This is a genomic window from Loktanella agnita, assembly GCF_046640325.1.
Lineage (GTDB): Bacteria > Pseudomonadota > Alphaproteobacteria > Rhodobacterales > Rhodobacteraceae > Yoonia > Yoonia agnita.
Window position 1 is genome coordinate 292,457 of record NZ_JBJMBF010000002.1, and the last position, 22,972, is coordinate 315,428.

At 57.5% G+C, this 22,972-nt stretch carries 18 protein-coding genes; 7 read left to right on the forward strand and 11 right to left on the reverse strand.

Annotated elements, in window-relative coordinates; all coding sequences use genetic code 11:
- Positions 1-64 precede the first annotated feature (64 nt).
- Positions 65-2,881: a DNA polymerase I gene (gene polA, locus ACJ5NV_RS03550; RefSeq protein ID WP_411642242.1), complete on the reverse strand. Its 2,817-nt coding sequence runs from the start codon at positions 2,879-2,881 to the stop codon at positions 65-67.
- Positions 2,882-2,943: 62 nt separating this feature from the next.
- Positions 2,944-3,123: a zinc-finger domain-containing protein gene (locus ACJ5NV_RS03555; RefSeq protein ID WP_411642243.1), complete on the reverse strand. Its 180-nt coding sequence runs from the start codon at positions 3,121-3,123 to the stop codon at positions 2,944-2,946.
- A gap of 86 nt (positions 3,124-3,209) precedes the next feature.
- Between ACJ5NV_RS03555 and ACJ5NV_RS03560 the strand changes: the two genes are divergently transcribed.
- Entirely contained in the window at positions 3,210-4,142 is a 933-nt protein-coding gene (locus ACJ5NV_RS03560) for an ABC transporter ATP-binding protein (RefSeq protein ID WP_411642244.1), read from the forward strand.
- Positions 4,143-4,368: 226 nt separating this feature from the next.
- Here the strand turns inward: ACJ5NV_RS03560 and ACJ5NV_RS03565 are convergent, their stop codons facing one another.
- The 3 genes from ACJ5NV_RS03565 to ACJ5NV_RS03575 all read right to left on the reverse strand — a co-directional run bounded on the left by ACJ5NV_RS03565 (position 4,369) and on the right by ACJ5NV_RS03575 (position 8,002).
- A complete protein-coding gene (locus tag ACJ5NV_RS03565; protein ID WP_411642245.1) occupies positions 4,369-5,604 on the reverse strand; it encodes a hypothetical protein in 1,236 nt (411 codons plus the stop codon).
- A 449-nt stretch (positions 5,605-6,053) separates the two neighbouring features.
- A complete protein-coding gene (locus tag ACJ5NV_RS03570; RefSeq protein WP_411642246.1) occupies positions 6,054-6,416 on the reverse strand; it encodes an HIT domain-containing protein in 363 nt (120 codons plus the stop codon).
- Between the two features lie 8 nt (positions 6,417-6,424).
- Positions 6,425-8,002, reverse strand: a complete 1,578-nt coding sequence (locus ACJ5NV_RS03575) for a DUF5928 domain-containing protein (protein WP_411642247.1) — start codon at positions 8,000-8,002, stop codon at positions 6,425-6,427.
- A gap of 139 nt (positions 8,003-8,141) precedes the next feature.
- Here ACJ5NV_RS03575 and ACJ5NV_RS03580 point away from each other — a divergent pair, with 139 nt between their 5' ends.
- The gene (locus tag ACJ5NV_RS03580) at positions 8,142-8,957 is read left to right on the forward strand and encodes a sulfotransferase family protein (RefSeq protein ID WP_411642248.1); all 816 of its coding nucleotides are present in this window, start codon (positions 8,142-8,144) and stop codon (positions 8,955-8,957) included.
- Positions 8,958-8,965: 8 nt separating this feature from the next.
- Here ACJ5NV_RS03580 and ACJ5NV_RS03585 read toward each other — a convergent pair whose 3' ends face one another.
- From ACJ5NV_RS03585 to ACJ5NV_RS03600, 4 genes are read right to left on the reverse strand one after another with little or no spacing between them, the layout of a single operon-like run.
- Positions 8,966-11,032 carry a hypothetical protein gene (locus tag ACJ5NV_RS03585; protein WP_411642249.1) on the reverse strand — a complete coding sequence of 689 codons (2,067 nt, stop codon included), beginning with the start codon at positions 11,030-11,032 and terminating at the stop codon, positions 8,966-8,968.
- Positions 11,029-13,782 carry a DUF4159 domain-containing protein gene (locus ACJ5NV_RS03590; RefSeq protein WP_411642250.1) on the reverse strand — a complete coding sequence of 918 codons (2,754 nt, stop codon included), beginning with the start codon at positions 13,780-13,782 and terminating at the stop codon, positions 11,029-11,031. Before ACJ5NV_RS03590 ends, ACJ5NV_RS03585 begins: the two co-directional genes overlap by 4 nt.
- Positions 13,782-14,654 carry a DUF58 domain-containing protein gene (locus ACJ5NV_RS03595; RefSeq protein ID WP_411642251.1) on the reverse strand — a complete coding sequence of 291 codons (873 nt, stop codon included), beginning with the start codon at positions 14,652-14,654 and terminating at the stop codon, positions 13,782-13,784. Before ACJ5NV_RS03595 ends, ACJ5NV_RS03590 begins: the two co-directional genes overlap by 1 nt.
- The gene (locus tag ACJ5NV_RS03600; protein ID WP_411642252.1) at positions 14,651-15,655 is read right to left on the reverse strand and encodes an AAA family ATPase; all 1,005 of its coding nucleotides are present in this window, start codon (positions 15,653-15,655) and stop codon (positions 14,651-14,653) included. The genes ACJ5NV_RS03595 and ACJ5NV_RS03600 overlap by 4 nt, the downstream gene beginning before the upstream one ends.
- Before the next feature lie 70 nt (positions 15,656-15,725).
- Between ACJ5NV_RS03600 and ACJ5NV_RS03605 the strand changes: the two genes are divergently transcribed.
- From ACJ5NV_RS03605 to ACJ5NV_RS03625, 5 genes are all read left to right on the forward strand, one after another.
- A complete protein-coding gene (locus ACJ5NV_RS03605; RefSeq protein ID WP_411642253.1) occupies positions 15,726-16,301 on the forward strand; it encodes a DUF1285 domain-containing protein in 576 nt (191 codons plus the stop codon).
- Between the two features lie 125 nt (positions 16,302-16,426).
- Entirely contained in the window at positions 16,427-17,158 is a 732-nt protein-coding gene (locus tag ACJ5NV_RS03610; protein ID WP_411642254.1) for a hydroxypyruvate isomerase family protein, read from the forward strand.
- 98 nt (positions 17,159-17,256) lie between these two features.
- On the forward strand, positions 17,257-17,622 hold the full coding sequence (locus ACJ5NV_RS03615; protein ID WP_411642255.1) for a VOC family protein: 366 nt from the start codon (positions 17,257-17,259) through the stop codon (positions 17,620-17,622).
- Positions 17,622-18,302, forward strand: coding sequence for a helix-turn-helix transcriptional regulator (locus ACJ5NV_RS03620; RefSeq protein WP_411642256.1), 681 nt, complete (start codon positions 17,622-17,624; stop codon positions 18,300-18,302). Before ACJ5NV_RS03615 ends, ACJ5NV_RS03620 begins: the two co-directional genes overlap by 1 nt.
- A gap of 96 nt (positions 18,303-18,398) precedes the next feature.
- Positions 18,399-19,406 (forward strand): serine hydrolase domain-containing protein, encoded by a 1,008-nt coding sequence (locus ACJ5NV_RS03625; protein WP_411642257.1) that lies wholly within the window; start codon positions 18,399-18,401, stop codon positions 19,404-19,406.
- A 432-nt stretch (positions 19,407-19,838) separates the two neighbouring features.
- Here the strand turns inward: ACJ5NV_RS03625 and ACJ5NV_RS03630 are convergent, their stop codons facing one another.
- Both ACJ5NV_RS03630 and ACJ5NV_RS03635 read right to left on the reverse strand, forming a co-directional pair.
- Positions 19,839-22,409, reverse strand: a complete 2,571-nt coding sequence (locus ACJ5NV_RS03630) for an HWE histidine kinase domain-containing protein (RefSeq protein WP_411642258.1) — start codon at positions 22,407-22,409, stop codon at positions 19,839-19,841.
- On the reverse strand, positions 22,406-22,888 hold the full coding sequence (locus ACJ5NV_RS03635; RefSeq protein WP_411642259.1) for a heme oxygenase-like domain-containing protein: 483 nt from the start codon (positions 22,886-22,888) through the stop codon (positions 22,406-22,408). The genes ACJ5NV_RS03630 and ACJ5NV_RS03635 overlap by 4 nt, the downstream gene beginning before the upstream one ends.
- Positions 22,889-22,972 lie beyond the last annotated feature (84 nt).

Below are 22,972 nucleotides of genomic sequence, written 5' to 3' on the forward strand. Positions count from 1 at the left end.
TTCAGACGCGGCAGCCCTTTTGTTTTCTCTGGTGCTGACCTCATCGCCAGCCGGCTCGCAGGGATCAGTGGGCTTGCGCCCAATTCGCCCCCCGGCCTGCGTCAACAGCAAGTTTGACGTCAAGCTTCACAGCCGGGTCACTGGCGTTTTCCATCACCGCACGCGCAGCATCAGTAAGCGCATCTGCGGCGCTTTCCTCAACCTCGAAAATCAATTCATCATGCACCTGCAAAAGCATCTTTGCAGGGATGTCGGCGATAGCCTCGGGCATGCGGATCATTGCGCGGCGGATCACATCAGCCGCTGTCCCTTGGATCGGCGCATTGATCGCGGCGCGTTTGGCGAACCCTGCATGCGGGCCCTTTGCGTTGATTTCCGGCGTGTTGATCCTGCGACCGAACAGCGTTTGCACGTAACCTGTCTCTTTCGCAAAGGCGACGGTGTCGTCCATATATTTGCGGATCCCGGGGAAACGCTCAAAATAGCGGTCGATGAATCCCTGCGCTTCAGAGCGCGGAATACGCAGGTTTCGCGCAAGGCCAAAGCCTGAAATGCCGTAAATGACGCCAAAGTTGATCGCTTTGGCCTGCCGCCGAATGTCGGGTGTCATTTCGTCCAATGGCACGTCGAACATCTCGGACGCGGTCATGGCGTGGATGTCCAGACCGTCGGTAAAGGCCTGCTTGAGCGCGTCAATCTCTGCGATATGGGCCAGGATGCGCAGCTCAATCTGTGAATAGTCGAGGCTGACAATCACCTTGCCCGGCTCTGCGATAAACGCCTCGCGGATGCGGCGGCCTTCTTCGCTGCGCACGGGAATATTCTGCAAGTTCGGATCGGTGGAGGCAAGCCGCCCGGTGTTCGCCCCGGCGATGGAATAAGACGTGTGCACCCGCCCCGTTTCGGCATTGATATGTTCCTGCAACGCATCCGTGTAGGTCGATTTCAGCTTGCTCAGCTGCCGCCAATCCAGAATGCGGCGCGGCAGATCGTGAAGCGTAGCGAGATCTTCCAGCACATCAGCACCGGTGGAATAGGCACCGGTTTTGCCTTTGGACGGCATCTTGCCATCGGGCAGGGTCAGGCTCATTTCGTCGAACATGACCTCGCCCAATTGCTTGGGCGATCCCACGTTAAACTTGCGTCCAGCCATTTCCTGAATTTCGTCTTCCAGTCCCGCCATTTTCTGGGCAAAGGCGTTGGACATCCGGCTAAGCGTGTCGCGGTCAACCTTGATCCCTGACATCTCCATCTGGGCAAGCACGGGGACCAGCGGGCGTTCCAGCGTTTCGTATACTGTGGTGACCCGTTTTTGATGCAGCTGCGGTTTGAACTGCTGCCAAAGCCGCAGGGTGATATCCGCATCTTCGGCTGCGTATTTCACGGCGTCGTCAATTGGCACACGGTCAAAGGTGATCGCGGATTTGCCGGTCCCCAGCAGTGGTTTGATCGGAATTGGGGTATGCCCCAGATAGCGTTCCGACAGAACATCCATGCCGTGATTATGCACGCCCGCATGCATCGCGTAGGACATCAGCATCGTGTCGTCGATCGGGGCGACGGTGATCCCCAGCCGGGCAAAAATCTTGGCATCATACTTCATATTCTGCCCGATCTTGAGGATCGCATCGCTTTGCAGCACAGGGGTCAGCATTTCAAGGCAGCGGTTGAAATCCATCTGCCCTTCGGCGGCATCATCTGACCCAAACAGATCATCCGACGCAGCCGCCTTGTGCGCCAACGGGATATAGCAGGCCTGACCGGCTTCGACCGAAAGCGAAATGCCCACAAGTTCTGCCGTCATTTCGTTCAGGGCGGTGGTTTCGGTGTCCACCGCCACATAGCCACGCTCTAGAATGCGATCAATCCAGACCTGAAGCGCGGCCTCATCGCGGACGCATTCATAGGCATCCGGGTCGAAACCTGCGACCTCAGGCGCGGCTGCGGTCGCGGCGGGGGCGCTTGCTGCCTCGATCACCGGGGCTTCTGCGCCCAGCTTGTCTGCGATCCGCTTCGTCACGGTGCGGAATTCCATTTCCGCTAGAAAACCCAACAACGTGTCGGTATCCGGTTCTTTCACCTCAAGATCATCAAGGGTGAAGCCAAGTGTCATTTCGCAATCCAATTGCACCAGCTTTTTGGACAGCTCAATCTGATCGCGCTTATCGATCAGGGTCTGGCGGCGCTTGGGTTGTTTGATTTCCGCGGCGCGGTCCAGCAGGCTTTCCAGATCACCAAATTCGTTTATCAGCAGGGCGGCTGTCTTGATCCCGATCCCCGGCGCGCCGGGAACATTATCAACACTGTCACCAGCCAAGGCTTGCACATCAACAACGCGCTCCGGCGGCACGCCGAACTTTTCCATCACCCCGTCGCGGTCAATGCGCTTGTTTTTCATCGGGTCGAGCATTTCAACACCGTCACCGACAAGCTGCATCAGATCTTTGTCTGACGACACGATGGTCACACGGCCCCCCGCATCGCGCGCCTGATGGGACAGGGTGGCGATGATATCATCCGCCTCGAACCCTTCGACTTCTTCGCATGCGATGTTGAACGCCTTGGTGGCTGTGCGCGTCAGCGGGATTTGCGGGCGCAGATCCTCTGGCATGGCCTCGCGGTTGGCCTTGTATTGGTCATACATGTCGTTGCGAAACGTATGGCTGCCCTTATCAAAGATCACGGCAACATGCGTCGCCGCATCGGGGCCGGAATTCCCTTCGACATAGCGCTGCAACATGTTCACAAAGCCGCTGACGGCACCCACCGGCAATCCGTCAGATTTCCGTGTCAGGGGTGGCAGCGCGTGATAGGCCCGAAAAATAAAGGCGGACCCGTCGATCAGGTGCAGATGACAGCCTTTGCCGAATGTGCTGGTCATGGCGGGTCTCCCTTGTGTGTGTTCACCCAAGGTTCTGCCATGATCCGGCGGGGGCTGCCAGATCAGACTTTGCCTTCGAACGCCTTGTGGATCAGTTTGGCGTCACAATAGGGACATTCGACAAAGCCGATGTCGCGCGGAATTTGCAGCCAGACGCGCGGATGGCCAAGGGCCGCCTCGCCACCGTCACAGGCCACGCGCCACTCATCAACGATACGGGTTTCCGGGGCGGGAGTTGTCATGCACCATCCTGTCTGCTTGCCGCGGGGCGTCGCCCGCCTTAGATCGGTCCTACATACCGCAGCCGTGGCAAAGGGAAAAGAGCATCATGTCCGACAACGCCATTGAAATCGCAGGCCTGAAAAAGACCTATGCCGCCACAGGCAAAAGCCCGGCCAAAGATGCGTTGAAAGGCGTCGATCTGGCGATCCCGCGCGGGTCGATCTTTGGCCTGCTGGGGCCGAACGGGGCGGGGAAATCGACGCTGATTAATATTTTGGCCGGTCTGGTGGTCAAATCCGCAGGCAGCGTCAAGATCTGGGGCTTCGATCAGGATGAAAACCCGCGCCAGTCCCGCGCCGCAATCGGCGTCATGCCGCAAGAACCGCATCTGGATCCGTTCTTTACCCCGGCGCAATCGCTTGACGTGCAGGCAGGTCTTTATGGGGTGCCAAAGGCGCAGCGGCGGACGGCGGAAATCCTTGACCTGATCGGGCTGACCGACAAGGCAGACGCCTATGCGCGGTCACTTTCCGGCGGGATGCGCCGCCGGATGCTGCTGGGTAAGGCGCTGGTGCATTCCCCGCAGATCCTTGTGCTGGATGAGCCCACGGCAGGCGTCGATATCGAGTTGCGCAACATGCTCTGGCAGAATGTGCGCAAGCTGAATGATGAAGGGATGACGATCATCCTGACGACACACTACCTCGAAGAGGCGGAACAGATGTGCGACGATATCGCGATCATCAACCATGGTGAGGTGATTATCCGCGACAGCACAGCCAACCTTCTGGGGCGGCTCGACAGCAAGACGCTGGTGATCACGCCCGAACAGGCGGCAGAGCTGCCCACGCTGCCCGAAGCGATCACCGGGCAAAAGCTGGCCGACGGTACGCTGACCTTTACCTATCGCAGCAGCGACACGCCGGCCGATGCGATTCTGTCACTGGTGCGCGAGGCAGGGATCAGCATCCGCGATGTAAAAACACGCGAGGCTGATCTGGAGGATGTGTTCCTGTCGCTGACGTCGAGCCAAAGCTGACATTCTCGCTTGTCTCGGGGCTTTCAGACGCGACCAGCACGTAATGCGATTGCTGGTCGTTTCATCGGACGGGGCGTACCACTCTCTGCATTGGTACTTAGGGCCGAATAGCCAGAAAAATTCGATTATTGTTCGGCAATGCGGACTTTCCAGTCATTCACTGCACCGACCGAAATCGTAGCGAACGGCCCAAAGCAACAGAATGCTAAACTTCGGGCGACCGACACTATCGAGCCCGCCTCAATGCACTGCGAACTGCCGCCTTAGTACTCTTTCTGAGACTGCGTACTGCTGCCTTAATCCTCTTTCTGAGCCTGCTGAATTTGTTCCGCCGCAACTGCTTAGAAAGTATTCTATCGAAATCATCGTGTCCGGCCAGTTGGCAAGCGCGTTGAATGTCTCGCCAGAAATCCCACGTATAATGGTTCTTCTTCTGCCATGGCAGTTGCAGCTTTTGTAGGCTCTGCGGAGTGAGTGGCTGATCGAACATTTTGCATTCATCTAAGCAATTGCACAACATTAGCTGCATCTGAGTACGCAGGCACTTCTCGCATCTCCCGCAGTTATATGCACCTTCGGGATTCAAATAGCAGACCCGTAAGTTCTGCAGCAACTCAGGTGCATAGCCAGCAATCGTCTCAATCTTTTCAATGCGGCTAGCCCGGCAAGAAAAATGTCGTACCGTTTGGCGACCACAAGACCACATCGGGTCTACAAGGGGGGAACTGGCATGGGGGATAATGTCAGTATACTTGGCATACGACCCGATCAGCGCAGTGCCAACAATCGGCGAAAAACATTTCGCAATGCCGCCCAGGATCGGGCCAAAACCGAGTTGCTCCCATGGAGCAAACTTATCGTGAATATCCCGAGCGTTAGTACGAATATCGACGTAGCACATGCCCTCAGACCATGCCTCAGGATCTGAAAGTAACGACTTTGTTTGATGCCATAGAGCATCGTCCGACAATTTAATGTCCATGCCTTGGATCAACCAAAGATCCGTGACGCTCAAAATCCCGTATTGTTTTTGAAGGCGCTTATGTTCAGCGATGTTATAAAGAGAGTCGACGCCACCTGAATAAAATGAACCTACTCTTTGCGTCTCGGACTTCGGCCGATGATAGGTCACTGTCTCTAACTGTATCACGTCGCATATATCAGGGAAGTCAGTCTTATAAATTTCCATCGCCTCAAGAATATTGATTAGTAAAGACTGGCAAATTGGATCGCCTATAACCAGACGTTCTTTCAACGACATTGCTACTGACAAGCAAATTAACGCAAATGGTCCACCGTCTGGTTTGTCAGGGACGAAATAGTCGGCTGGCCAGTCAATCCAAAGTTCTTGTTGAGCGGTGCCAGTCGCTGTAAAAACACGGCCAGGCGTCTCAAGCTCAACCATTGCCGCGATACGGCAGCGCCCGTCGAAATTGGTGATTTTTGATGGTTGAATAATCAATTAGGCTCTTTCCGTTTATTGCCTGCTGCTCACAGCGAGGCGAAATTGATCGACGTCGGTCACGTGTATATCGAAATAGCAGTTAGGCTACGTGGTCAATTACGTGAATTTATGTTATAGTTCTGCCAAAGAACAATATAGTGAATGTTAGACACCTCACATCCCACAATGAAGATACGGATTTGGTTTCATAACGTCCAAGAGAGTCTCACCATCATGCATAACGGAGAGGTGTGGCGCATTCCAGTCATCGTTGATGCGTGTGAAAGTTGGCATCTTATTCCAGAGGTTTTGTGTAATCATTCTCCAATACTATCAGCAGACCTTTGCGCAATTCGTAGTATCGGTCACTCAGGGCTCAAATCGGACATTTGGCTTTTTGATGACCTCGGACCTTGGCGCCCTGTATCAGTGCTGAAGTTCAATGAGCCACATCCACCGGAACCCATCTACGCCTGCAGCATCCGCCCCAGCTGCTTTCCACCGATAATGTGCATGTGATAATGCGGCACATCCTGCACGCCGTGGCTGCGGGTGTTGCAGATGGCGCGGAAGCCGTCGCTGACATCTGTGATCCGGCAAACCTCGGCCACCGCCTGCATAAAGCCCGCCTGTTCGGCGGCGGATGCGTCGCGGGCAAAGTGATCAAGGCTGACATAGGCCCCCTTGGGGATCACCAGCACATGCACCGGGGCCTGTGGCTGGATGTCATGGAAGGCCAGCGCGTGGTCGTTTTCATAGACGGTGTTATTGGGGATCTCGCCGCGCAGGATCTTGGCAAAGATGTTCTGGTCGTCGTATTCAAACTGCATCTGGTTCCTCAATCGACAAAAAGATGGGGGGTTTCGGCCAATGTGCGGGCGACATCCGCATTCACGCTGAGAAACGCGGCAAGTGCTGCGGCGTTTTCGTCAGTCCCGGCGGTTTCACGCATCATGCTGGTATGTGTAAACCCGGCGTCGCGGATCGCATCACGTTCATAGATCATATCGTGGCGGATTGTTGGCAGTAGCCGCGACAAGGTGGCGTCGTTGGTCTGTTCCCCCGCCAGACCTACACGTCGCGCATGGCCGATAAGGTAGTCATCGTCAAAGCGGCATTCGATATCCAGAAGCCGGACCGTCGCCCGGTCTGCGTGGAAATCATACATCAGATCAAGACTAGAGGTATCAAGGCAGATCACCAGCCGGTCGCTTTCGTAGTGATCAAACAGCAACCGCAGCATGGCCCGGCGGTGGCGGCCACGCTTTTGTTGCGTGGTTTCGATGCCGCCTAAATCGGGCAGTAGCGTATCCTCTTCGTTGAAAAGATATTCTACAGCCGGGATATTAGTGTGGTGCTGGATCGCCTCAATCAGGCGTTTGGCGACATGCCATTTCTTGCAGGCAATAATCAATAACTCGCGATGGCGGCCCAGCGAGGTGTCGTTTTCCCAAAAGCGCGGCGCAAAACGGCGTCCGATCCGCCCGCGGCCGGTCAGGAATTTGAACAGGTTGCGCCCTTCGTTCGAGATCGTGAAGTCCATACGTTCGCTGGCGTAGAGATCACCAAGCTGTGCTTTGAGGTCATGCGCTTCGGCGCTGATCTTGCGCGCGAACAAACCGTCCTGACCCAGAAGCAGACTGTGGTGGTCATTGTAGAATGTCACCGGCATGCCGTAATCAGAGAACATCAGGAAAGTCAGCGTGCGGCTTTCAATCTCGCGCCCCGGCACCAGATGACGGGTCAGCGTCTGAAAAAATGTCTCATCCGGTATCCAGGTCGTGCGGAAAAAACGCATCACGTCGCGGCGCGTGCGGATGAATTCGAGCATCATTTCGATGGTGCGACGACGCAGGCACCACCACTGGCTGCCTATCATGATTTGCATGTCGGCGGGCACTTTGCGGGTCAGCCCAAGTTTGCGTTGCAGCTGGAAACTGCCGTAAAAACGCCGCGACTGCGTGCGTTCGTTGAAGAAATGGCGGTAGATCAGCCGCTCTTCCTTGAAGCCTGTCTTGATCCAGTCGCTTTCGAAAAAGTCGAAGCTTTCGATGAAGTCGCAATCATGTTGATCAAGGAAGTGATGTGCGTAGCCCGCCGATTTGATCGGCATGCAATCGCCCGACACCATGTAGAAATGGCTGGCGCGGGGGAAGGCATCGACCGCTGCTTCCACGGTGTTGATCGTTGCCTGCACAAGGCTCCATGCCCCCCAGCCACAGCGGACCCGGCGTTTGGCAAAAACAACATTGGGATTGTCGGCCAGGGCCGTGCGAATGGTCGCAAAATGCGCTGCAGGCGCAGAGGCATCAAAATGGATCGCGATGTAATCGCCTGCGGCCGTCAGCTGTTGCGCCTGCTGCACGATGGCCTCAGGGTTCTTGTGACAGAGAAGAATAAAGGCGATTCTGGCCATGAAATGTGTCTTCGGGTCCTGTGTCGTCAGTTGTTTACACGTCATAACGTGAAGAGCCGTTGAATAAACAGGGTTTCTTTGCTCTGTTGCGCGGTTAATATGATTGTTCAGCTGCAGACAGGCAGAAGAAAGTGAATAGATGAGTTTTCCCGGCACTTGGATGACAGAAAGCGAAAGCGTGGTGTACCGCGTGGTCCCGAAATGCGCCTGCTCGACCATCGGTCAGATCATGTATTATTCCGATCACGGCACGTTTTTTGACGGCGATATTCACGATGCCAAGGCGGGCATCCACAAATGGGCGATGGACCCCAGCAAAGAGCTGATCACCAACAATGTGAAGTCGCATAAAAGCTATGCCTTCACCTGTGTCCGCAACCCTTACACGCGCATCCTGTCGTCTTTTTTTGACAAGATTTGTGGCATTCAGCGTAATGGCAAACGCTACCGGGGCAACCTTGTTCCCTTGCTAATCCAGAAATATGGGATTGAGGTCGGCGACCCCGAAACCGGGTTCGAATTCGACCAGATCCAAAGCTTTCGCCGCTTTCTGTTGTTCGCCCGTGACACGATTCGCTGGCGTCGCCCGATGGAGCCTGACATCCACTGGTCAGCCATGTCCGGCCATATCAGCACCTTCATCGTGAACGGCGGGCGCTATGACAATATTTTCTGGACCGAGAAATTCAACGACGGGATGCAGGATGTCTTAGACGCGATTGAAACGCCGCATCCGATTGATCTGGCCGAAATCCCGCGTTTCAACGAAAGCGAAGGGCATGGACCCAAGCGCGCCCACCCGGTCGCCGATTACTTCGACGATCTGTCGATGCATCTGGTTTATGAAATCTACAAAAGGGATTTCCGGATCTTCAAATATGATTTCGAAAACCCGGCCAACAAGATGCCCATCGGGGAAATCGACTTGGACGAGGTGCACGCCAAGCTGGGATAGGGGGCTGCCTAGCGCCGCCCTTCTCGCAGCCATGCGCCAACGACAAACAGCGATGCCAGCAGCAGCCAGGCCCATGCGGGCAGCAGCGGCATGATGCTGATATCTGCCGTCTGATAGGCCCCGCGCGGTGTGATCCCGATCCACCCCCGGCCCGTGGCGGGGCGGCCTGCGCGGACGCTGCGGATGTTGATATCCCCGTCGGATACCTGTTTGATCCCGCCTCCGCTGCCGTCCACCAAGGGCGATAACGCCGCGCCCGACGCGATGGTCTGTTCGAATTCACGCGGTGCTGCGGGGCCGAGCGCGATCACGCTGGTTTCTTCCCCGTCATCCAGCCGATACAACCCGATTTCGGGGGCCTCCCACAAGGTTTCAAACCGACCGGGCGAGACTTCTTCCAGTGACAGTGTTGTCTCTGTGCCATCGGGATGGGTCACGGTCACATCACCGGTTTCCATGTCCAGCGTCCGCCGCACGATCCGCATGGTTTGACCTGTCGGTTCCGCCCAAAGGGCCTCTTCTTCAAGCTCGGGTTCTTTCATCATCCAGTGGGCCAGACGGCGCAGCAATTCCAGTTGCGGGCCGCCGCCTTCATAGCCACGATCCCACAGCCAGCTTTGGTCCGATGCCATCAAGGCCACACGGCCTTCGCCCACCCGGTTCAGGATCAGCAGCGGGCGGTTATCAAGGCCTGACATAACGGTGGTCGCCTCTTCGGGGACCAGCACATCAATCAGGCGAAACCAGCGCCCCCAGCCGGGACCGTTACCGTCGCCATCGGGGGCAAAGCTTGCCAGCCCTTCGGTCACCGGGTGCCGCTGGCCCAGATCGGTGATCTGCGGCGTGAAGCCTTCTTCGAATACCCGCGCGGTTGGCGCGCCGGGCAGGATGTTGCCAAGCGGCGACCGATAGATGCTTTCGGCGGACCCGTATTCCGGCCCGGAAGAGATCAAAACAGCCCCGCCCTGTTCCACATATTGGCGGATATTGTCGATGTAATCGCTAGGCAGGATGCCGCGCCGCCGGTAGCGGTCAAAGATGATCAGGTCGAAATCATTGATCTTTTCCAGAAACAGCTCACGCGTGGGGAAGGCGATCAGCGACAGTTCGTTGACCGGCACCCCATCCTGCTTTTCGGGTGGGCGCAGAATGGTGAAATGCACCAGATCGACAGAGGCATCTGATTTCAGCAGGTTCCGCCATGTGCGTTCACCCGGATGCGGTTCGCCAGAAACAAGCAGCACCCGCAGCCGGTCGCGCACCCCGTTGATCTGCACCACGGCGTTGTTGTTGCGGTTGGTCAGCTCGCCTTCGGCCTCTGGGATCGCGAATTGCAGCACGTTCATGCCGCCATGGGGCAATTCCAGCGGCAGGTCTATATTTTGGCCGATAGGGACAGAGAATGCCATCGCAGGTGCACCATCAATAGAGATCGACAGATCCACGCTTTCGGTGCCTGGCGCAGCGCCTTGATCTTCCACCCGGACGGTCAGGCTGACCGTTTCGCCAAGGATCGCAAAGGCGGGCGCGTTCGAAATCACCAATCGCCGGTCCCAATCATCGGGTTCGCCGGTTAGCAGCGTATGCAGCGGGGCAGGCAGGCGCGGGGCGCGTTCAAGATCGTGCAGCCGCCCGTCGGTCAGCAATATGACACCGGCGACACGCGCGCGGGGTTCTTCGGCAAGTGCCTCTGACAGGGCGGTCATCAGCGCGGTGCCAGTGTCGCCTTCGCCGTCAGACAGCGTCACGATGCGCAGTTCTGTATTGGGCTGGCGGGCGATCTCGGCTTCTATATTCGCGATGGCCGCTGCGTTCTGGTCGGGTCGTGTGCTGATGCGCTGGCTGGCGCTTTCATCGACCAGCAGCATGACAATATCGCTGAGCGGCGCGCGGTCTTCTTGCTGGATGGCAGGGTTGGCAAGCGCGCCTAATAGCAAAAAGCCTGCCACGCCGCGCAGCCACCAGCCGGGCAGCCGCCGCCAGATCGCCAGCGCCAGTGCAAACACTGCCAGCCCGGCGACCAGATAAAAGGCCATGAGCGGGATAAGCGGGTCAAGGATCAGCGTTCCGGTCATTGGCCAAGCCTGTCAAGAAGGTCAGGCACATGCACCTGATCGGATTTATAGTTGCCGGTCAGCACATGCATGATCACATTCACCCCGAAACGCAGTGCAATTTCGCGCTGCCGCTCGCCTGCCATGCCCCGGCCCACGGGGAACATACGCCGCCCGCTGCCATCCACGGCCCAAGCGCGCGCCCAATCATTGCCGCCGATAATCACAGGTGTCACGCCATCATTGAGGTTACGAAAAGGCATCCCTTCGGCTTGCGTGGCGTCTGGTGGCGCGGCTTCGACCCAGACATCGCGGCTGGCGTAGCGCCCCGGAAAATCCTGCAACAGGTAGAATGTGCGCGTCAGCACATGGTCCGATGGGATCGGCTCCAACGCGGGAACGTCAAGCGATCGCGCAATCGCCTGTAACTTGCGCCCTTCGGGTGAGCCGGACCCAAAGCGGGCCGTATCCGCATCGCGGGTGTCGAACATGATCATCCCGCCAGAGCGCAGATAGCGGTTCAGCTTACCATATGCTGCGCGCGAGGGCAGCGGTTGGTCGGCAGTGATGGGCCAATAAAGGAACGGAAAGAACGCCAGTTCATCCGCTTCCAGATCGACACCCAGTGGTGCCGTTGGCTCAATCGAGGTGCGGCGGAACAGCGTTTCCGACAGGCCGCGCAATCCGGCCTCGGCAACCTCGTCCATTTGCGGATCGCCTGTCAGCACATGGGCGAGCACGACATCGGATGTGGCACGCAACGCGAAATCGTCACTATCCTGCGCTTGCGCATCGGGCGCGGCGAGCATCAGCAGAAAGAAGGCCGCAGCAACATCGGCCCGTGGGCCGCGCAACCGGCCACCCACGGCGAGCGACGCAATGACATCAACCAGCAGCAACGCAATAGCGGCGGCCAGCAGCCAGCCTTTCAGCGCGGTTTCACGGGCGATGTTCATACCTTCGACGGCGATCCTTGCGGGCCATTGGGCGACGTTCAGCATCGTATCCTTTCCGATCACGTTGATGGCCAACTGGCGGTCCGCACCGGAATAAAGGCCGGGTAACAGGTCGGGGCCGGGGATGCCTTCGGCCAGAACCTCACCCGCGACGCCGGGCAGTGCGCTGCCATCATCCAAGCGCCCATAAGCATCCAGCACCCGGTTGGGCAGCCATGTGGTGCCTTCCAGCTCAGCCGCATCCGGTGTGATCGGGCGGGTCGAAACGGCAAGCCGTTCCAGCATCTGCACGAACAATCCAGACAGTGGCAGGGTGGACCATTCCGCGTTGGCGGTCACATGCACGAGGACGACCTGACCTTCACCTGCCGCCTTGCGCGTGACCAAGGGTGTGCCGTCTGCCAGCTGCGCGATCACGCGGTCGGCCAGTGTCGGATCGGGTTGCGCCATGACTTGGCTGCTGATGGACACATCGTTTGGCACCGGCAGGCCGAAAAATGGGCTGTCTTCGTCGAAAGGAGCGAGTGTTTTGGGTTCTCCCCAGCTCATCGCGCCGCCGACACTGCGCCCGCCAGAGCGTAGACGCACCGGCAGCAAGGGGTCTTCGCTGTTGCGCCCCAGATCGGACGCGGCCAGCCGTGGTCCGGCAAAGCGCAAAAGCATCCCGCCGTTTTCAACCCAGTCTTCCAAGCCACCTTGTTCAATATCGGTCAGGATCGCCACATCGGCGAGCACAATCACATCGGGGTTGGCCAGCAGGATGTCTTCCAATGCGCCGTCGATGATATCTGCGGTCGGCTCTAACGCTTCGCGCAGGTAGTAAAGCGGCGAAAGCAGTTCCAGTTCTTCACGGGCATCGCGGCCTGCGATCAGGGCAACTTCGCGCCGTTTCAGGGCATCATCGGTCAGGCTGACCGCCCCGGCAGAACGGGTGCCGCTGAGTTCGAACCGGGTGATCCGGTTGCGCAATTCCGGCGGCAAGACCATGGCGGTTTCGGCAACGGCTTCGCCTGCGGCAAAGGCGAGCGGAACAGTTGCAAGCTGCCGTTCAACGCCTGCGGGATCAAGGCCGATGGCCGCCACCGTCGTGACGAACTGGCTACCCACCGGGGTGCGCGTGGCCGAGACCATGACCTGCCCGTCTTCGAACCGGGCCGGTCGCAGCCCGACGGATTGCCGGGGCGTTTGGAAAACCGTAACCTTACCGCGTGTTTCAAGCTCTGCCAGCAAGTCCTCGCGCCCCGCGAAATCAATGCCGTCCGAAATCCAATAGGTTTCGAACTGTTCATCCGACTGCGCTACCCACAGGTCGGCATCAACCGGCTGCCATGGTTCGGGCTTGAGGTTGGGAAGACGGTTCTGCCACTCCAAGGCCGAGGCGAACGGGATTTCGTTCGGGTGCAGATCGGTCAGCGTCGTGACAGCGACGCGTCGGTTGTTCGCCGCCGCTTCGGACAACAATGTATCAACCCGGTCAATCCGCGCCTGCCAGCTTTGCGCGCCCGCCCAAGTGCCATCCATCACGATCACCAGATTGCCGGCACCATCTCGCGCGTTTTGCGGGTTTAGGACCGGACCGGCAAAGCCGACGATCAGCGCGGCCACAGCCAGCATCCGCAAAAGCAGCAGCCACCACGGGGTACGGTCAGTCTGGTTTTCGTCGTCGGTCAGACCCAGCAGCAAGGCCACACCGGGAAACCGGCGGCGGATCGGCGCAGGCGGCACGGCCCGCAGCAAAATCCACAGGATCGGCAAGGCGAGCAAACCAAGCAAAAGCCAGGGGGCAGCAAATCCGATAGGGCCGAGTGTCCACATTATGCGTGCCGCTCCATCGCGCCATAAAGCCAAAGCAACGCGCCAGCCGCGCTTTCGCCAGTGTGATGCGTGCTGAACTGCCAGCCGGTGGTGCGGGCCAGATGGGCCAGCCTGTCCTTGCGCGCGGCGAGCCGTTCCAGATAGCGCGATTTCAGATCGCCCGCTTTCAGCGTTTCATGCCGCAGCTTACCTGACATGCTTTCGAAAATCGTGCGCCCGTCAAAGGGAAATGCCTCTTCCTGCGGGTCGAGCACCTGCAATAGCGCGCCGCGCACGCCTCGGTCCGCCGCACGCAATAGCGCCTCTTCGACAGGGGCGATATCGCCAAGGAAATCACTGACGAACAACGCGCGTGAATGGGGCAGCATGCCCTGCACCTCTGGCGCGCCGTAGTCGGTGCCGTCTTGTTCTGTCAAAAGCTGGGCCATCTGCATCAGCTGGGCTTCGCCGCGCCGGGGGGGCAGGCGTAGCCCGGTCAGGCCCACCCGTTCGCCGCCACGGATCAGCAGAATAGCCGCCGCCAGACCAAGGGTGCGGGCGCGCTGTGCCTTGCTGGGCAGGTTGTCGTCAGAGTGAAACCCCATCGACGCCGCCTGATCGACCCAAAGGATGATCGACTGGGCGATCTGCCATTCTTTGTCCTGCACGAAATTGCTGTCAGACCGGCCCGACCGGCGCCAGTCGATGCTGCGCGCCTCATCATGTTGCTGGGCTGGGCGGTATTGCCAGAACGTATCGCCCACGCCTGCCCGCCTGCGCCCGTGGTCGCCCAGCAGGACTGCCGCCGCCAGATGCTCTGCATCGGCAAGAAGCGCCGGGAGCGGGGCGGCGAGCGTTTCGGCTTGAGAACGAAGGGCGAGCGCCTCTGTCACGCGGCCGCCTCAACATGGGTGATCTGGGCAGCGACAGTGTTAATCACATTATGGATGCTTTCACCCCGTGCACGGGCGGCAAAGGACAGCGCCATACGATGTTCCAGCACCGGCACGGCCATCGCACGCACATCTTCGGCAGAGGGCGCAAGCCGCCCATCCAGCAGCGCCTGCGCGCGGGCCGTCAGCATCAACGCCTGCGCCGCACGGGGGCCGGGACCCCAGCTGACATTCTGACGAATGATATCCGGCGCGTTTTCGTCAGGGCGGCAAGCGCGGACCAGATCAAGGATCATTTCCACGATGTTTTCACCCACGGGCATCCGGCGGAGCAGTGTTTGTGCGGCCAACAGCTCTTGCGCGGTAAAGACGGCCTGTGATTGCGCATCCTCGACACCTGTTGTGGCGATCAGGATGTCTTTCTCCGTCTCACGGTCGGGGTAAGGCACGTCAATCTGGACAAGGAAACGGTCCAACTGCGCCTCTGGCAGCGGATAGGTGCCTTCTTGTTCGATCGGGTTTTGGGTCGCCAGCACGTGGAACGGTACTCCCAGCGGGTGATGTTGGCCGGCAATCGTGACCTCTTTTTCCTGCATCGCCTGCAACAGCGCAGATTGGGTCCGGGGCGAGGCGCGGTTGATTTCATCGGCCATCAGCAACTGGCAAAAGATCGGGCCTTGGATGAAACGGAACGATCTGGCACCACTATCGTTAGTTTCAAGAACTTCGGACCCCAGAATATCGGCAGGCATCAGATCGGGGGTGAATTGAATGCGGTTGCCGTTTAATCCCATTACGGTGGACAGCGTATCGACCAAACGGGTTTTTCCCAGACCGGGCAAGCCGATTAGCACCGCATGGCCACCGCAGATCAGGGCGGACAGGGTCAAATCGACGACGCGCTGCTGGCCAATGAACCGGGCCGAGATACTATTGCGGGCCTGACCCAGTTTTTCGCCCAAAGTCTCAATCTCTGTGACGAGATCGGCGTCGTTGACCATGACAAGTCTCCTGCTGAACTATATGCCTCTATAACAACAGATATCCTGTATGACCCCAATGGCAAAAACAATGACCGGACAAAAGATCGTGACACCGTCGGCAGAAAGCCTCGCGGCAAGCGCGCGGGCCGCGAAAAAAGGCGGATTACCGCCCGTTCACCTGTGGAATCCACCGTTTTGCGGTGACCTGGACATGCGGATCGCGCGTGACGGAACGTGGTTCTACATGGACACACCTATAGGGCGACCTGAATTGGTCCGACTGTTTTCAACGATTCTGCGCAAGGACGGGGATGATTATTTCCTTGTGACCCCGGTTGAAAAGGTGGGGATCACTGTTGATGACGCACCCTTTGTGGCGGTCGATTTCAACCCGGTTTCGGAAGGGTTGGAATTTGAAACCCATGTGGGCGACCGTGTTATCGCAGGGCCAGACCACCCGATCCGGGTCGCGCGCGAGCCCGAAACGGGCGAGCCTTCGCCCTACATCCTGATCCGCGCAAACCTGGAAGCGCTGATCGACCGCAAGTCGTTCTACCGGCTGGTCGAACTGGGCGAGCATGCGCAACATGACGGCGATAGCTGGTTCGGTCTGCGCTCTGGCGGCATGTTTTTCCCGATCATTCCATCGCGGGAACTGGAATAAATGGGGGGCTCAACCGTTCATTGTTGCGATAATATCTTATGACCTTTCGCTGACTTGGCAGCTTTGCGAAAAAATGTAACTGATTGCGGTAAGAGGATATTTTAATGCCGCGTTACTGTGCCAATTTGAGTTGGCTATTTACCGAACTGCCCTTTATCGAACGTTTCGCCGCAGCACGTGACGCCGGTTTCGACGCAGTCGAGGTGCTGTTTCCTTACGAGGGCAACGTGCAGGATATCGTGAATGAGCTGGTGCGATATGACCTGACCATGGCGCTGATCAACTGCCCCCCGCCGAATTACACAGGCGGCAAGCCGGGCTGGGCCGCAGTCCCCGAATTACGCGAGCGGTTTCGCCGCGATTTCCGCCGCGCCCTGCGTTATGCGCGCACGCTGCGCGCGGGTCATCTGCATATCATGGCGGGTGTGGCAGAGGGCGCGGCGGCCAAGGCGTGTTTTATTAGCAATCTGCGCTGGGCCGCTGCCGAGGCCCCCAACCAAAGCCTGACAATCGAACCAATCAGCCCGCAGGCGATGGCCGGGTATTTTCTGAACGATTTTGACCTTGCACGCGATATAATCACCACGGTCGGGGCGCCCAATCTGCGGCTTCAATTCGATGCGTTCCATGCGGCTAATATCACCGGCGATGTGATGGGGACATGGGCCGACATGGCCGATCTTGTGGCACATGTGCAGGTCGCCCAACCGCCCGAACGCAGTGAGCCCGATAAAGGAAATGTGGACTATCCAGCGTTCTTTGCCCGGCTGGACAGTGATGGGTATGACGGCTGGATCAGCGGTGAATACAAGCCCGCCGCTGCTACGACAGACGGGCTTGGCTGGATGCAGGAGTAGGCGTCTGATTTTCCGCCCTGCTGAAAACCTGCTGACACCACGCTGTCAGCAGGGCTATGGTTAGGTGGGTCTGTCCAATTCAAAAAAGGAGATGCGACATGACCGACCGCGACATTATCGTATGGGGCGAAATTCCCGTGACTAATATGGAAAAATCCGTTGCTTTTTATAACGAAGTCTTTGGCTACCAGATGACAATCGACAACTCCGGACCGAACCCAATGGCTATGCTGGGCAGTGCGATGAACAGCGCTGGCTGCCATATCTATCCCGGAGAGCCTGCCGGTGATGGTGGGAACACGATCCATCTGGGACTGCCTGACACGCTAGAGGCCGGGATGGCACGTTGCACTGCTGCCGGGGGCGAGGTGATCGGCGACCCGATCACAATTCCGTCCGGGCGGTTCGCCTATGCCAAGGATCTGGATGGCAACTCCATCGGTCTGTACGAAACGGCGGTCTGATGCGCCGGGCCGACCGCCTGTTCCAGATATTGCAATATCTGCGGGGCGGTCGGCTCACGACAGCGGCCCAACTGGCTGAAAAGCTAGAGGTAACAAAGCGCACGATCTACCGCGATATCGCCCATTTGATCGGATCAGGCGTTCCGATTGAGGGTGAGGCAGGTGTTGGTTATCTGATGCGGGATGGGTATGACCTGCCGCCGTTGATGTTCACGACGCAGGAAATTGTGGCCCTGGTATCCGGCGCGCGCATTCTGCAAAGCTGGGGCGGCCGGGCGATGGCGGCTGCCGCGCAAGAGGCGTTGGTGAAGATTGACACCGTACTACCGGAACATCTGCGCGCGGAACTGGGGCAGGTCAGTGTCCATGTATTGGATATCCCGTGGCATGGCGGAGACTGGCGCGATTATCTGGACCAGATCGAGGCCGCATCGAAGACCCGGACACGGCTGCGGATTACATATAAAGACGAGTCTGGCCGCCCCAGCGAACGCGATGTGCGTCCCTTGGGTGTCTGGTTCTGGGGCAAGGTATGGACCGCTGTTTGCTGGTGCGAGTTGCGCAATGATTTCCGGATGTTCCGGCTGGATCGTATTGCCACTCTGACAGAGTTGGACCGGTTTCGTCACGAAAAAGGCAAGACATTACAGGATTTTGTCGTCTGTCAGCAGGGCGGGTGACCCCAAGGTTGCCCCAAACCAATACGCTCACGATCTTCTGAGTGGCGCCTGACACCGGCCCCCCTATGCTGGCAGAGGTTATGAAAAGGGATCGCTGTGTCAGGACCAAACCGACGTCAATTTCTTGCAGGTGCCACCGCGCTGGCGGCGCTGCCCGCTTCTGCGCAGGATGCTTGGCAATCCGTTGCGGAGCAGGCGCGCGGGCTGGCGCAATGCCACGCGCTGGTGATCCATCAACAAGGGCGAGAGGTGTTGTCACAGGTGTTTCGTGGGCCCGCGATGGGCCGTGCGGTGCCGGTGAAATCTGTGTCGAAAACCATCGTGGCCGCCTTGACTGGTGCGGCGCTGGACAGGGGGGAGATCCCCGCGCTTTCCGCCACACTGGAAGAGGTCGCACCCCGCCTGATACCGGCCCGTGCCGATCCGCGTGTCGCGGGGATTACGGTGGAAAATCTTGTGACAATGCAGGCCGGGCTGGAGCGGACTTCGGGTGGGAATTATGATGGTTGGGTCAGTAGTTCTAATTGGGTTTCCAATGCGTTAGCCCGCCCCATCGTCGCGGAACCGGGGAGCCGGATGCTGTATTCCACAGGGTCTTTCCACGTGCTGGGAGCGGTGCTGGCAGAGGTGTCAGGTCAAAGCTTGCTCACCCTGGCCCGCCGCCGCCTGGGCCAGCCGCTGGGCATCGATATCCCGGCCTGGACCCGTGATCCGCAGGGCCGGTATCTGGGCGGAAACGAGATGGCGCTGACCCATCAGGCGATGATCCGTTTCGGCGAAATGTACCGGCAGGGCGGTATGTATAATGGCAGTCAGGTGCTGAGCGGTGACTGGGTTCGGCGATCACTAGAGATGCGGACACGATCACCCTATTCCGGGCTAAGCTATGGATATGGCTGGTTTTTAGGAAGCGCGCGGGGTGCGCCTTATGCGCTGGCGCGCGGCTATGGCGGGCAGGTGATCTGCGTGGTGCCGGGGCTGGAATTGACCGTGGCGCTGACATCCGACCCGACACAGCCCGCCCGCTCTGGCGGGTATTTTGGCGATATCATGCAGTTGATCGCAGCGTCGATCATCCCGGTGGCGCGGGACCAGTTGATCTGACGGGGCCGCAGCCGAGGCAACGGTCGGTGGTGTTGCTTTGGGCGCACCGTGCGGTGGTGCGGATGGGGCTGCGAATCATATGTTAATGCAGCGCTTTTCAGTGGTTTTATGTGATCGGAAAAACGTCGGACATGCATCGGACCATTTTGCAGTGATGAGCGGGGTTAATGGTGCGTGCGGTGGGAATGTTAATGTGGGGGTAAGGGGTTCGGATCAACGTCGGCATTTACGTCCAAAAGCGCTAACTCGCGTGAGGAACCTATTTTCTAGATGCTGCATGACACACAGATTGCGTCGAGGTCTACTATGCAGGGTAAAGAGAGCTTTGGCAGGAACTGTGCCAAAGTTTTGCCCTTCTAGGGCGGCAATGATGATTGCCGCTCCCGAACAGACTATTTTACCGACAATGCCGGTCGACCTGCTTACCTCAACTCAAATAGAGAGACATGCATTGATGGCCTTTGTAAGGGATTCAGCAGTGAAAGGTTTGTTTGCGATAATTGCCGACGGATAGTTCGCGGTAATACTCTCGGCATCGCCGTACCCGGTCGCGAGGATGAACGGAGTATTGCGCGCTGCAAGTTGTTCTGCCACAGGCAAGGACGTTTGTTTGCCGAGGTTCACATCTAACAGAGCAAAGGAAATTGGATTATCTTCAAGCACTTTCAAGGCATCATCTACTGAGCTTGACATATGTACCCGATCCGCTCCGTTTGCGCTGAGAATGTCAGAGGCATCAAGGGCGATGACCATGTTATCCTCTAAGACAAGAACATCACCGCTTAGCTTTTTGAGAAATTTTGCATCGCTCGTTTCTTTTGGTGGCACATCGACCTCGATGACCTCTTGATCCGCAGAGATTGACACAGAAGGTATCATGATATCCGCCTCAAACCCGGTCACGAGGTAGCGTGTCTCAACCTTCCCTTTGAGCTCATAGGGAATCGTTTTTTCGATAATCGTCGTACCGAAACCCTGACGTTTCGGTGCTTGAACCGGGGGACCGCCAATTTCTCGCCATGCAAGAAGCAGTGCACCATCATCCTGAACACTTAGATTGATCGACACTTTGCCACTATGATCTGTAAGCGCACCATATTTGGCCGAATTTGTCACCATTTCATGGATGACCAGCGCTACAGTTGAAAATGCTTCGGGCATCAGCATCGGTGCGTCACCTGTGACCTCAAGACGATTTGCCGCGCCGGTCAAAAAGGCATTTATTTCGACATCTATGAGTTTTCTCAACGAACTAGGAGACCATTCTTGCCGGGTAAGCTGATCATGTGCCCGCGCAAGCGCCTGCACCCGTCCGTCAAGGACTTTGGTATAGGTCGCGACATCCTGGGCACCGCTTCGGCTTTGCGAAACAAGGCCTTGGATGAGGTTGAGAATGTTGCGCACACGGTGGTTCAGTTCAGCGATAAGCAACTCCTGCGTATCGGCTGCCTTTCGGCGGGTCTCACTCGCGTCGTCCGTCAGTTTCAAGACGATCTCAATCAGCGAAATGCGCAGTGATTCACCGATCTGCGTTTCGTTTGCCAACCATCGTGCGGACATGTTGCGCACCATCTCAGACCATGCTTCAAAACTTTTGCGCGGCGTCAGGCGCGTTCCATTAGGGCCAACTTCGACAGGTTTTTGCGGGTTACCGGCCCAATTGACCGATGTCGCAACTTCGCGGCGGAAGAAGACGATGTAGTCGCGCGGTGTGCGAGAGATCGGGATAGCCAAAATCCCTGCGACATCAGCTGAAAATTCGGTTGCACCCGGGTAGAGTGCTGCGAGACTATGCGTTGCAAACAGCTCACCCGTGGGGGCGGTATTCAAGAAGCGCACGAGTTTCTTGAATTCTGCCTCGTCAAGGGCTTCGCCACGGGCCGCATAGCGCCCGTCCGAAAAGACGGCAACGCCGTCATTCGGTATCAGCCCTTCTAACTCATCTGCAATGATATCAAACCCGTCGATCAGGTTTGTTCCACCTGAAAGCTTGATCATCAGATTGTCCTGCATCCGGCGCACATCCTCACTGCGAACACGTGCATCGATGTCGACTTTTTGGATTATCTCATACGAGAAAAACTGCGCGAACAACTCAATGGCTGTCCGCCGCTCAAAATCGACGTAGCGAGGGGTTTCGTGATGGCAGGCAAAGAGGCCCCAAAGCTGTCCGTTTTTAATAATGGACACTGACATCGAAGCAGCCACACCCATATTGCGCAGATATTCTAAATGAATGGGCGATACGGCGCGGGTCACAGACAAAGACAAATCCATCGGTTTGCCGTGTATATTGTGTGCCGGCACAATTGGAACCACTGTTCCGTTGACATCCGCAATCAGCCGCAACGGGCTGCGCAAATACAATGCGCGTGCCTGCTTAGGAATATCGCTGGCAGGGTATCGCAATCCCAAAAACGGTTCCATGTGGGATTGCCGTTTCTCAGCGATCACTTCGCCCGTGCCATCTTCGTCAAACTGATAGACCATCACGCGGTCAAACCCTGACATGACCTGTATTGCCATTGCGGCCTGATCGCAGGCGGCCTTCAGGTCGTTCGTCCGACGCACCCGCGCGACCAATGGCTGCACCAGGCTCATCTCATCGCGCGCCTTGGTGTCGATCTTTGGCTCAAATTCGAAAACATAGGTTTGGCCAAGCGCGTGCACCGATACGTCGAAGCGTATGCCATTGCCCAAGACATCGTACCCGAACAGTCGCGAAGAGTTGGTCTCTACGTTGAGGAGTTGCAGCTTTGTACGCAGATCGTGAACGGTGCGTTCTGGCAGCAGGTCCAGCAACCTTACGCCAACTGCCGTCTCTGGCACTATATTTAGCAGGTCTTGAATATTTGCCGAAACGTGGTTGACCATAAAGTCTGCAGACGTCGCAATAAGACAGCCGTAACTCTGTACACCGCCCAGAAGGTGAATTGGTTCCCGGTCACAATTCGTAAGGTCAACGGCGTCATCCGAATTCAGAAAGGGTTTACTGTTTGTCATGCGAAAACGTCCTGATCGGAGGTCAGCGCTTCCAACACTGACGCAAAAAGCTGAAAGAGAATTCGGGTGTCTGCTGTGATGGCGTCGGCATGTGAACTGTTCGTGGGTATGACAGCTAAGGCCTGACAGGTTTCTTGCCAAAGGCTTGGATCGAGTGGCTGACCAAAGTACCCATCGGCCTGCAGCACAAGCGGATTGACTGCTGCGGCCCAAGATTTACGAAGGATGTTTGTACCTAACTGCGATCCTGCGACCATATAGTCAATCGCAAGCGGCTCTAAGTCGGAAGGCAAGGTAGCTTCAGGCAATGCGTGATCGGATGAAACCGATTTCAGGTCACGTTGTAACCCATCCACCATACGATCAAGCACCGCATGGCATCTGCATTCAGTTGAAAGCCGGGATTGCATCGCCAAGAAGCAGCTGAGATGCAATTGTAAAAAAAGCCGAAAGCCGACAGGATCCGTGATGTTGAGCATGGAGATTAACTGATCAAGGTGATCATGATCATCTTGGGTTCGTCGCCGCAGAGCGTGCCGGAAGTCTGATACCAAAGAGAATAC